The organism is uncultured Sphingomonas sp., from assembly GCF_964021865.1.
In the GTDB taxonomy this organism is placed as follows: Bacteria; Pseudomonadota; Alphaproteobacteria; order Sphingomonadales; family Sphingomonadaceae; genus Sphingomonas.
In genome coordinates this window covers 1-11,346 of record NZ_CAXIAM010000081.1, presented here as the reverse complement: position 1 = coordinate 11,346, position 11,346 = coordinate 1, and the positions used below count along the sequence as shown (strand labels likewise).

Annotated in this window: 12 protein-coding genes; 4 read left to right on the top strand and 8 right to left on the bottom strand. The window is 69.8% G+C overall.

Features of this window, described 5'->3' with window-relative positions:
• The 5 genes from AADI75_RS15310 to AADI75_RS15290 all read right to left on the bottom strand — a co-directional run.
• Positions 1-143 (bottom strand): CarD family transcriptional regulator (locus AADI75_RS15310; protein WP_341209863.1); only part of this gene is annotated, 143 nt, incomplete at its 3' end.
• A 196-nt stretch (positions 144-339) separates the two neighbouring features.
• Positions 340-1,329 carry a proline iminopeptidase-family hydrolase gene (locus AADI75_RS15305; protein WP_341209861.1) on the bottom strand — a complete coding sequence of 330 codons (990 nt, stop codon included), beginning with the start codon at positions 1,327-1,329 and terminating at the stop codon, positions 340-342.
• A gap of 5 nt (positions 1,330-1,334) precedes the next feature.
• Positions 1,335-1,676, bottom strand: a complete 342-nt coding sequence (fdxA, locus tag AADI75_RS15300; protein ID WP_028967473.1) for a ferredoxin FdxA — start codon at positions 1,674-1,676, stop codon at positions 1,335-1,337.
• Positions 1,677-1,690: 14 nt separating this feature from the next.
• Complete coding sequence (locus AADI75_RS15295) at positions 1,691-2,011, bottom strand: S4 domain-containing protein (RefSeq protein ID WP_341209862.1); 321 nt, start codon at positions 2,009-2,011, stop codon at positions 1,691-1,693.
• A 14-nt stretch (positions 2,012-2,025) separates the two neighbouring features.
• Positions 2,026-4,641 (bottom strand): helicase-related protein, encoded by a 2,616-nt coding sequence (locus AADI75_RS15290; RefSeq protein ID WP_341209860.1) that lies wholly within the window; start codon positions 4,639-4,641, stop codon positions 2,026-2,028.
• A gap of 208 nt (positions 4,642-4,849) precedes the next feature.
• Between AADI75_RS15290 and AADI75_RS15285 the strand changes: the two genes are divergently transcribed.
• Positions 4,850-6,307 (top strand): M23 family metallopeptidase, encoded by a 1,458-nt coding sequence (locus AADI75_RS15285; RefSeq protein WP_341209859.1) that lies wholly within the window; start codon positions 4,850-4,852, stop codon positions 6,305-6,307.
• Between the two features lie 40 nt (positions 6,308-6,347).
• Entirely contained in the window at positions 6,348-6,755 is a 408-nt protein-coding gene (locus AADI75_RS15280; protein ID WP_341209858.1) for a DUF1489 domain-containing protein, read from the top strand.
• A gap of 116 nt (positions 6,756-6,871) precedes the next feature.
• Here the strand turns inward: AADI75_RS15280 and AADI75_RS15275 are convergent, their stop codons facing one another.
• From AADI75_RS15275 to AADI75_RS15265, 3 genes are all read right to left on the bottom strand, one after another.
• On the bottom strand, positions 6,872-7,780 hold the full coding sequence (locus AADI75_RS15275) for a prephenate/arogenate dehydrogenase family protein (RefSeq protein ID WP_341209857.1): 909 nt from the start codon (positions 7,778-7,780) through the stop codon (positions 6,872-6,874).
• Positions 7,780-8,895: a histidinol-phosphate transaminase gene (gene hisC / locus AADI75_RS15270; protein ID WP_341209856.1), complete on the bottom strand. Its 1,116-nt coding sequence runs from the start codon at positions 8,893-8,895 to the stop codon at positions 7,780-7,782. Before hisC ends, AADI75_RS15275 begins: the two co-directional genes overlap by 1 nt.
• Before the next feature lie 84 nt (positions 8,896-8,979).
• Complete coding sequence (locus AADI75_RS15265) at positions 8,980-9,540, bottom strand: hypothetical protein (protein WP_341209855.1); 561 nt, start codon at positions 9,538-9,540, stop codon at positions 8,980-8,982.
• A gap of 236 nt (positions 9,541-9,776) precedes the next feature.
• Here AADI75_RS15265 and AADI75_RS15260 point away from each other — a divergent pair, with 236 nt between their 5' ends.
• Positions 9,777-10,907, top strand: a complete 1,131-nt coding sequence (locus AADI75_RS15260; RefSeq protein WP_341209854.1) for a homoserine O-acetyltransferase — start codon at positions 9,777-9,779, stop codon at positions 10,905-10,907.
• Positions 10,904-11,346: methionine biosynthesis protein MetW (metW, locus tag AADI75_RS15255; protein ID WP_341209853.1), on the top strand; the 443-nt coding region annotated here is incomplete at its 3' end. The genes AADI75_RS15260 and metW, both read left to right, overlap by 4 nt.

Here is an 11,346-nt window from a genome sequence, read left to right as displayed (position 1 = left end):
CGCTCCTTTTCGAACCGCAGGACGTACAGCTCGAGCTGCATCCCGGCGATTTCCTGTTTCTGCAACTCGATGACGCGCCCGACGCCGTGCTTGGGGTAAACGACATAATCGCCGACATCGAAATGCAGAGCCTTGGCAGCCATAGGTGGCCTTTCCAATGTTGTGGCCCCAACGAACCCGACCCGTGGCGCAAGCACCGCGTTGCTGGTCAGACCGGGGCAAAAAGGTTGGACGTCTCCGGCGGACGCTAAGGAAGCGCCCGTGCCGGACTTATATAACCCATCGGCAATAAAATTTCCAGTCTGTTTAGGGCAGAGTCGCTGACGAGGCGGAACTTTCTTACAATGGATGCGTGTCGTGACGGATCAGCCACGCCCGCAGGATGCCGACCGTCTCGGCCGGGCGATCGCCGAGCGTCCCGTGCGCGGCACCGGGGATGACCGCCACCTCGGCCCCGCCCGGCACCCGCGCCGCAAAGCCGAGCGCGGTGACCGGGCGCGCCTCGTCATACTGCCCGACCATGAACAGCGTGCGCGCACCGTCCAGGTTTGCGAGCAGCGGCGTGCCGTCGTAGTTGCGCAACGTGCCGGTCGAAACGAACTCGTTGTTGCCCCACATCGTCTCGTAAAGCCGCTGGTTGTTGCCACGGTTGCCCGGCGCGCGGGTGGCATCGCGCATCGCGCGCGGTGCGTCCTCGCGGCGATTGTACCGGCGATAGAAGACGTCGGTCGCCGCAGCGCACGCGGCGGGTGCGGGCGGCGATGCGCTTTCGCACGCGAGCAGCGTGTCGCGGGCCGCCGCGGGCAGTGCGGCGCGCAGCGCGTCGGCGTCGGCGAGCCAGGCTTTGGTGGCGATCAACGGGCCGCCGAGCACGGTGCTGACCAGTTCAGCCGGTCGCCGCGCGGCATATTCGAGCGCGATCGTGCCGCCCCAGCTGATGCCGCAAACGTGCCATCGCGGGACATTCAGGCCGCGCCGGATCGCCTCCAGTTCGTCGACGAACCGCGGCACGCGCCAGTTGGCGGGGTTCTGCGGCCAGTCCGAGCGACCGCTGTCGAGTTGATCGTAGAGGATCACCGCGCGCTCGTCGGCGAGCGCGAGCGCGTCGAGCATCCCGGTGTGGGTGCCGCCAGGGCCGCCGTGGATCAGGACCAGCGGCGGGCGGGCGCCGTTCAGATCGCCGTTGATGCGAACGTAGACCCGACCGCCGGGGACGGGAAGCATCGCCTCGCGATCAGGCGGCGGGTAGCTGGCGTCACGCGCGACCGCAGGCAACGGTGCCAGCGCCGCAGCACCGCCGGCCAGCAGCGCGCGGCGCGACAGCCGCATCCGCGTCAGTCGCCCTTGCCGGGCTCGGCCGAGAAGAACTTGTCGTACTTGCCCTCGACGCCCTTCATCTCGTCGGCGTCGGGCGGGGTCTGGTCGAGCTTGCGCGTGACGTTGGGCCATTGCGCCGAGAAGGTGTTGTTCAGCTCAAGCCATTGCTCCAGCCCGCTTTCGGTGTCGGGCAGGATCGCTTCCGCCGGGCATTCGGGCTCGCACACGCCGCAGTCGATACACTCCGACGGGTTGATGACGAGCATGTTCTCGCCTTCATAGAAGCAGTCGACCGGACATACTTCCACGCAGTCCATATACTTGCAGCGGATGCAGGCGTCGGTGACGACATAGGTCATGGTCGGCTAATTCCTCACTTCTCGCGCGCCGCTTTCGCGCCGTCGGCATCGCGCGTCAACGCTCCTGCTGCCGAATCCGGTACAGACAATGCGAGTTCCTGATAGCATTCTTGCGCTTCGGGCGCAGGCCCGCGCCGCAGCGGCAGCGCCTCGACGCGCAGCACGCGCACCCGCCCGCCGTGGAAGAAGGTGAGGATGTTGCCGACGCGGACCGGCGCGTGGGCGCGGTCCACCGCGCGCCCGTCGATGCGCAGATGCCCGTCGCACGCCAGCGCCTGCGCGACGTCGCGGCTGCGGGCAAGACGCGCGAACCAGAGATAGCGGTCGAGCCGCATCGTCGCCGCCGCGGTCATCGACCCATCAACCCGGCGAGCGCGGCGAAGGCGTTGGCGGGATCGGGTGCGACGACCTTCGCGCGTGCCCGTCCGCGCCAGACGTAATGCGGGGCGGTGTCGGCCGTGGCGACCGGGCGGAAGCCGAGTTCGGCCATCAACCGCGCGACCGTCGCGGGTTCGAGCCCGATCGACACGGCCAGCGCCGGGTCTGGCGCGAAGGGCGCGCGGCCATGCGCGCCGCGTGCGTCATGCGCCGCGCGTGCGACACGCTCGACGAGGTCGATCCGCACCGCCTGTCCGCCGAGCGCGCGATAGCCCATCACCGGCACGGCGCCGGGCGCGCCGCGCGGCAGCGTCGTCGCGCCGGCCGGCGGCGCGGGCGGGGTAGAGGTGCCGTACGCCGCGAGCAGCGCGCGCCGCCACGCTTGGGCGGCAGGCTTGAGCAGCCGCGGGTCGAACAGGTCGAGTGCGCCGATCGTGATCCGCTGCCGCCGCAGCCACTGCCGCTGGCCGGGCGCCAGCGCCTCGATCGCATCGCGCAGCGGCAGGCGTTGCGCGAAGCCCGCGCCGGCCTCCATCGCAGCGGCAATGCTGCGCAGCGCGGGACCGGCCTCGGCGGCGCGGGTGGCCTCCGCCAGCGCGGCGAGCGACGGAAGCGCGCGCGCGATCGCCGCCGCGGTCCAGAGCCGCAGGCGTTCGGCGACGCGGTTGCGAAGCGGCGGGTCGAGGCAATCGAGGGCGTCGTCGAGCACGACCTGCGGGCGTGCAAGCGATGTGCCGCGTGAGAGGCGCGCGACGATCAAAGCGTCCTCTTGAGAAGACGTCTCACACACGCCGTTCGTGCTGAGCTTGTCGAAGCACGTGCCCGGTTGCACGCCCTTCGACAGGCTCAGGGCGAACGGGGTCTGCGAGGCGAGCTTGCCTGAGAAGTGCGCAAGCCTGCCGACCGTGATCGTTCCGTCTGCACCCAACGCAAACTGTGCATCGTCGCTGGCGATCAGCGCCTCGGCACGGCGGCGGCGTTCCCCCGCGAGCCGCTTCTCGGCGGTGGCGAGCAGCAGGCGCTTGTCGTGTGCGCGCGCATCGGGGGCGACGACGAAGCGGAAGCCGTCGAGCCGCCCGATGGTGTGCGTGTCGATCGTCACCTCGCCCTGCGCGTCGATCTCGACCGGCAGCGCCCCGACGCCGCCACCGATCTTCTTCGCCAGCGCGGTGGTGCGCTTGTCGACGAAACGCTGCGTCAGGCTGAGGTGGAGCGCGTCGGACAGCCGCTCCTCGATCTCAAGAGTGCGCGCCGCCCAGGTCTGCGGGTCGGCGAGCCAGTCGGGGCGCTGCGCGATATAGGCCCAGCTGCGGATCGCGGCGATGCGCCCGGCGATCGTCTCGACATCGCCCTCGGTCCGGTCGAGCCGCGCGACCTCGTCGGCGAACCATTGGTGCGGGATGTAGCCCTGCGACAGATAGCCGCACACCCGCCCGACGAAGCGCGCGTGCGGATCGAGCCCGAGCTTGGCGAAATCGGGAATGCCGCACGCCGCCCACAGCCGTGCGACATTGCCGCGCGCGCGGTCGCGGACGCCGGGTTCCTCGGCGAGCCGCTTGAGGATCTTGAGGTCGAGCGCCTCGGGCGCGGCACGCAAGGCGAGATCATCCGGGCGCTCCGAGAGGCTGGCGACGAGCGCGTCGATGCTCGACAGATCGGGGGTGCCGTTGCGCCAATAGAGCCAGTCGAGCCGCGGGAAACGATGCCCCTCGATCGCGGCGACTTCCTCGGGCTCGAAGGCGTCGGGGCCTTCCTCGGTCAGCGCGCCGAACGTCCCGTCGCGTTGGTGCCGCCCGGCGCGGCCGGCGATCTGCGCCATCTCGGAGACGCGCAACCGGCGGCGTTGCTGGCCGTCGAACTTGTGGAGCCCGGCAAAGGCGACATGCCCGACGTCGAGGTTCAGTCCCATGCCGATCGCGTCGGTGGCGACGAGATAGTCGACCTCCCCGGCCTGGAACATCGCGACCTGCGCGTTGCGGGTGCGGGGGCTGAGCGCGCCCATCACCACCGCCGCGCCGCCGCGCAGCCGCCGCAGCATCTCGGCGGTGGCATAGACCTCCTCGGCGGAGAAGGCGACGATCGCCGAGCGGCGCGGGAGCCGCGACAGCTTCTTCGCGCCGGCATAGCTGAGCGTCGAGAAGCGCGGGCGCTCGACGATCTCGATGCCGGGCACCAGCGCGCGCAGCACCGGGCGCAACGCTTCGGAGCCGAGGATCATCGTCTCCTCGCGTCCGCGCGCGCGCAGGATGCGATCGGTAAAAACATGCCCGCGCTCGCGGTCGCTGCCGAGTTGCGCCTCGTCGAGTGCGACGAACGCGACGTCCTGTTGCAAGGGCATGCTTTCCGCGGTGCACAGGAACCAGCGCGCGTCCTTCGGCACGATCCGTTCCTCGCCGGTGATCAGCGCGACGCGGTCCGCGCCCTTGATTGCGACGACGCGGTCATAGACCTCGCGCGCCAGCAGGCGGAGCGGGAAGCCGATCATGCCGCTGGAGTGCGCGCACATCCGCTCGATCGCGAGATGGGTCTTGCCGGTGTTGGTCGGACCCAGCACGGCCGTAACGCGGGGTCGGTCGAAAGCCACCATCACCTGCCCTACATCGGATGCGCGGCGCGGGGATGCAATCGCTGCATGTCAGGTGCCTCCACTTCGCCGCCCCAGATCAACGCTCCACCGCAGCGCGGCGCTCCGAGGTGCGCGGTTAATTTGACTTTAGCGAATCGCGTCCACAACGCTGCGCCTGGACGCAGGCTGTTTTCGCGGCGTGCTTTTCGAGAGCGGGGCAGAAGCCGGCGTGTTCTTGCGTGAGCAACAAGGGCTGGAATGGGCGGGAGCGGGCGCAGGCGTGCCCGGCCGCGTCGTCCTGCCTCCCGCGGATCGCGCGTGGCTGCATCGCGCGCGCGTCGCCGCGCGCGAAACCGACTGGGTGCCCGATCTCGGCCGCGATATCGGCAGCCGGACGTGGTGGCGCGGCCTTGCGACGTGCACCGCCTTGTGCGCGGGGGCGTGGTTCCTGTCACCGGGCTTCCAGGCGCTGATCGGGGCCAGCGCGCCGGTGATGGGCGAGGCGGCGTTCGAGGAGGCGCGGACGCAGTCGTTCGCGCCGCTGGCGCTGGGCGCGACGACCGGGCGGCGGATGGCGGCGGGTGCGCTGGTGCGGCCGCTGAGCGAGACCCCCGAGCGTCCGCAGATCGAACTGACCGCGGCGCTGGGCGACGGCGACACGCTGACCGGCACGTTGCAGCGCGCCGGAGTGGGCGGCGGCGAGGCGGCGCGGGTCGCGGCGCTGGTCGGCGGCGCATCGCTGCGGCCGGGCACGTTGCTGTCGCTGACGCTCGGGCGACGCCCGACCAAATTCCAGCCGCGTCCGCTGGAAAAGCTCGATTTCCGCGCGGCGTTCGACCTCAACATGACGGTGCTGCGCGCGGGCGAGGGGCTGACGGTGCTGCGCCGTCCGATCGCGATCGATCGCACGCCGCTGCATGTACGCGGGATCGTCGGGGCGAGTCTCTACCGCTCGGCACGTGCCGCCGGGGTGCCGGCGCGGGTGGTGGAGAATTATCTCAAGGCGCTTGGCGCGCACATGCCGATCGAGCGGATCGACCCGGGCGACACGTTCGACATCGTCGCCGACCAGCAACGCGCCGCGACCGGCGAGATCGAGGTCGGGCAGCTGCAATATGCCGGGCTCGATCAGGGGCGGCAGAAGGTGACGCTGGTGCGCTGGGGCGACCGCGACGGTGCGGACGGCACGCTGATGGACCCCGGCGGGCAGGTCGAGCGGCGCGGGACGATGGGGATGCCGGTCGCAGGGCGCGTCACCTCGACGTTCGGGATGCGGATGCACCCGCTGCTCGGCTTCATGCGGATGCACAAGGGCACCGATATCGGCGCGCCGTACGGCAGCCCGATCTACGCCGCGATGGACGGCGTGGTGCAGTCCGCCGGGCGCGCGGGCGGCTATGGCAATTTCGTCAAGATCGCGCATGCCGGGGGGCTGGCGACGGGCTACGGCCATATGAGCCGCTTCGCGGTGCGCGCGGGAATGCACGTCGCGCGCGGGCAGGTGATCGGCTATGTCGGGTCGACCGGCATCTCAACCGGGCCGCACCTCCATTGGGAAGTGTGGCAGAACGGGCGGCCGGTGAACCCGCGCAGCATTTCGATGAGCAGCCTGCAGGCGCTGCCCGCGGCGACGATCCGGGCGATGAAGGCGAAGATGGCGCGGTTGCTCGACACGCCGCTGCGCTGATCTTGCGGGCGGTGCGTGGCCGACCCACATCGCCATATCCATGCCGCTTCATCTCACCAAGGTCGCGTTCGGCGCGACGAGCGTCGACCTGCTTGCCGAGCGGTTACGCGCTCGCGCCGCCGCCGGGCCGGTGTTCCTGACCACGCGCTATCTTCCCAAGCGGCATGAAGAAGTCGCGGGGCAGGGATCGCTGTTCTGGATCATCAAGCACCAACTGGTCGCGCGCTCGCCGATCCTGTCGTTCGGCGAGGCGGAGGGCGGACGCGTTGCGATCCATATCGATCCCGAGCTGCGGCTGGTGCTCGCGCAGCCGCGGCGTGCGCATCAGGGCTGGCGCTATCTGGAGGCGGGCGACGCGCCGGTCGATCTGGGCGGCGACGCCGCCGACGGGCTCGCCGCGATGCCGCCGGTGCTGGTGGGCAAGCTGAACGAACTGGGGTTGATCTAATCCCCTTTCGTCATTCCCGCGCAGGCGGGAATCCAGGCGCGCAGGTCCCGCGATTGAGGTGAGACGACAGAGGTTCTGGATCCCCGCCTGCGCGGGGATGACGGCCAGGCTGAAAGTCAGTCGTGCTTTCGCCCGAAATCCGCCGCGGCGTCGTCCTGTCCCTGATCGACGATCGAGCGCCGGATCGCGCGGGTGCGCGCGAAACGGTCATGCAGCGCGTCGCCGTCGCCCCAGCGGATCGCGCGCTGGAGCTGGCTGAGATCCTCGCTGAAGCGTTGCAGCATCTCCAGCACCGCGTCTTTGTTCGACAGGAAGACGTCGCGCCACATCACCGGGTCCGACGCGGCGATGCGCGTGAAGTCGCGGAAGCCGCCCGCGGAGAATTTGATGACCTCCGACTGCGTCACCTGTTGCAGGTCGTCGGCGGTCCCGACGATCGTATAGGCGATCAGATGCGGCAGATGGCTGGTGACCGCGAGCACGAGATCGTGGTGATCGGGCGCCATCCGCTCGACATCCGCGCCGAGCCGTCGCCAGAATTCCTCGACGCGGGTCGTCGCCGCCTCGTCGCTGTCGGCGAGCGGCGTGACGATGCACCAGCGGCGGCGGAACAAGGTCGCAAAGCCCGCCTCCGGCCCGCTCTGCTCGGTGCCCGCGACCGGGTGCGCGGGGACGACACGCGCTGCGGGGAGCACCGCCGACAAGGCCTGGGCGACCGACGCCTTGCAGCTGCCGACGTCGCTGACGATCGCGTCGGCGGGCAGATCGGCGGCGATCTCGGCGGCGACCGCACCCATCGCGCCGACCGGTACGCACAGGATCACCAGATCGGCGTCGGTGACGGCCGCACCGGCATGATCGGCAACGTCGTCGAGCAGGTCGATGCGCCGCGCGATCTCGCGCACGCCCGCGTCGGCGTCATGCCCGGTCAGCCGCACGGTCGGCATATATTGCCGCACCGCGCGCGCGATCGAGGAGCCGATCAGCCCGAGGCCAATGATCGAGACACGTGAAAACGGCAGCATCAGCCGCGCTCGATGCCCTTGTCGGGGGCAGCGACGTGCGCCGGGGCCGCACCGCGCTCGACCAGATCGCGCAGCGCCGCGGCGACGCCGCGCGTCTCCTCCGCGGTGCCGATCGTGATCCGCAATCCCTGCGCGAGCCCCTGCCCGGGCAGCCAGCGGACGATATAGCCGGCGTCCATCAGCCCCTTGTAGGCGGTCTCCGCGGTCAGCTCGCCCTCGAATACCACCAGCACGAAGTTCGCCTCGCTCGGGATCGCGCGCAGCCCGGCGTTGCCGAGCCTGGCGATCTCCTCGGCAAACCACGCCCGCCATTCGGCATTGTGCGCGCGGGTGTGTTCGACGAACGCGCGGTCCTCGATCGCGGCGACCGCGGCGCGCTGCCCACCGATCGTGATGTTGAACGGCAAGCGGATGCGGTGCAGCGCCTGCACGATGTCGGCGTGTGCATAGCCCCAGCCGATCCGCTCGGCAGCGAGGCCGTGGATCTTCGAGAAGGTGCGCGTCACCAGCAAGTTGCGCGCGGTCTTCGCCAGTTCCAGCCCGCCGTCGTCATCCTGGTCGGCGAGATATTCGGCATAGGCCTGATCGAGCACCAGCAGCACGTTGCCGGGCAGATGGGCGTGGAGCCGTGCGATCTCGGCGGCGGGCGCGAAGGTGCCGGTCGGGTTGTTGGGGTTGGCGACATAAACAACGCGCGTGCGTTCGGTGACGCAGGCGAGGATCGCATCGACGTCGGTGGCGTAATCGCGGTCGGGCGCGATCACCGGGGTCGCACCGACGCGCCGCGTCGCGATCTCGTAGACCGCAAAGCCGTAGCGGACGAAGATCACCTCGTCCCCCGGCCCGGCGAACGCCCCGGCGGCGAGATGCAGGATCTCGTCCGAGCCATTGCCGTAGATGATCCGCGCGGCGTCGAGCCCGAAGCGCGCCGCGATCGCCTCGCGCACGATCGCGCCGCTGGCGTCGGGGTAGCGCTCCAGTGTGTCGGCGGCCGATGCATAAGCGGCGCGCGCGGCGGGCGAGGTGCCGAGCGGATTCTCGTTCGACGACAATTTGGCGACGGTGCGCCCGTCGTCGGTGGTCGAGCGCCCCGGAATGTACGGGGCGATGTCCATGATCCAGGGCTTGGGAGCGGGCGCGTTCGTCATGGTCGATGCGGGTAGCGCGCGCGCGCCGCGGGGGGAAGGGGCCGGGTGCGCCTAGAGCGGCGCGTCGGGCTTGTAGCCGACCTCGGCGATCACCGTTCCGTCCGGGTTGCGGCCGTCGCGATAGAGCGCGTTGACCTTCTGGCGTTGCGCCCAGGTCAGCGAGTCCCAGTCCTCACGGTCGTTGCCCGGATGGCGCTCGCCCCCGCGCTCCTTGCGGCGCGGCGTTCCGATGCTCGTCGCCTGCGATCTGGCCCGTTCCTCCTGATGCGCCTTCAACGCGTCGTCGAGTTCGCCGGCCTCTACCGCCTGTTCCAGCTTGTCGAGGAACATAGCGAACATCGCTTCGGGCAGATGGTTGGTCGCCGATCCGTTGAGCGGCAATGACCCGCCGGGTAGCTTCACCGTGAACGCGACGATGCCGTTCTGGACCTGCCACCAGCGGCCACCCGCCTTGGCGGTGCCGGGGGTGCGTTCCGCATATTGTTCGCGCGTGCGCTGGATACCGTCGAGCAGCGGGCGCCGCGCCTTGGCGGGATCGTCGGGCTTGACCGCGAAGGCCTCGGCAAGACCTTCGTTGTCGATGAAGCCGGCGAGTGAATCCAGTAATCCCATATGGCCTCCATGCCCCTGGTCGCGAGCTAGGCAGCAGTCCTTACCGATTGGTCAACGTAGCGGACGAACCGCGCAACATGGATTGAACGCCAGCAAGACAAGCGGAAATGGTGTCGGTTCGGTCGCCGGGCCCGGGGGCGTGGCGCGCTCGTGCCCACCGCGGGTCAGGCGGCGCCGCCGGGGGTGTCGACGCATCTCGACACCCCGCCCGCGGGCCGGGTAAAGGCGGCGGCTCGATGCTCACCACTCCTTCCTCGCTCGATCAGCGGTTCGGCCTGTCGCGGCGTATCGTGCTGCCCGGGCCGCTCAGGCTCGATGGCGGTGCGCTGCTCGCGCCGGTCGAGATCGCCTATGAAACCTATGGCACGCTGGCGTCGGACGGCGGCAACGCGATGCTGGTCTGCCATGCGCTGACCGGTGACCAGCATCTGGCGAGCGCGCACCCGCGCACCGGCAAGCCGGGTTGGTGGCAGCGGATGGTCGGGCCGGGCAAGCCGATCGACACCGATCGCTATTTCGTGATCTGCACCAACGTGCTCGGCTCGTGCATGGGATCGACCGGGCCGGCGAGCGTCGATCCGTCGACCGGCCGGCCCTATGCGATGGCGTTCCCCGTCATCACGATTCGCGACATGGTGCGCGCGCAGGCGCTGCTGCTCGATCATTTGGGCGTCGCGCGACTGGCGGCGGTGGTCGGCGGGTCGATGGGCGGCATGCAGGCGCTGAGCTGGGCCGCGACCTTCCCCGAGCGCGTCGAGAAATGCGTCGTGATCGCCTCGACCGCGCGGCATTCGGCGCAGAATATCGCGTTCCACGAAGTCGGGCGGCAGGCGGTGATGGCCGATCCGAACTGGCGCGGCGGTGATTATTACGACAGCGACCCGCCCGCCGCCGGGCTGGCGGTGGCGCGGATGGCGGCGCACATCACCTATCTGTCGGAGGCGGGGCTGACCGAGAAATTCGGTCGACGCTTGCAGGCGCGTGCGCAGAAGTCGTTCGGGTTCGACGCCGATTTTCAGGTCGAAAGCTATCTGCGGCATCAGGGGCTGGCGTTCACCGACCGGTTCGATGCCAATAGCTACCTCTACATCACCCGTGCGCTCGACTATTTCGATCTGGCCGAGGAGCATGGCGGGCTGCTCGCCAACGCCTTCCGCGCCACCGCGACGCGCTTCTGCCTCGTCAGCTTCGATACCGACTGGCTGTACCCGACCGCCGAGTCGCGCAGCATCGTCCATGCGTTGATGGCGGCCGGTGCACCGGCGAGCTTCGTCGAACTGTCGAGCCCGTTCGGACATGACGCATTCCTGCTCGATTCGCCCGAACTCGACCGCGTGATCCACGGCTTCCTGAGCGCCGGCCGATGAGTTTGCGGCCCGATCTGGCGATCATCGCCGCGCATCTGCCCGCCGGCGCGCGCGCGCTGGATATCGGGTGCGGCGACGGCGAGTTGATGGCGGCGCTGCGTGACGAACGTGGCGCCGACGTGCGTGGACTGGAGCTTGACCCCGGCAATGTCGCGGCGGCGGTCGGGCGCGGGCTGTCGGTGATCCAGGGCGATGCGGATATCGATCTGGCCGGCTATCCCGATCAGAGCTTCGACTATGCGATCCTCAGCCAGACGTTGCAGACCGCGCGCGCGCCCGACCGGGTTTTGGACGAATTGCTGCGGATCGGGCGGTATGCGTTCGTCAGCTTCCCCAATTTCGCGCACTGGCGCGTGCGGCTGTCGCTGCTGTGGGGCGGCCGGATGCCGGTGACGCGGCTGCTGCCCGAACGCTGGTACGACACGCCCAACATCCACCA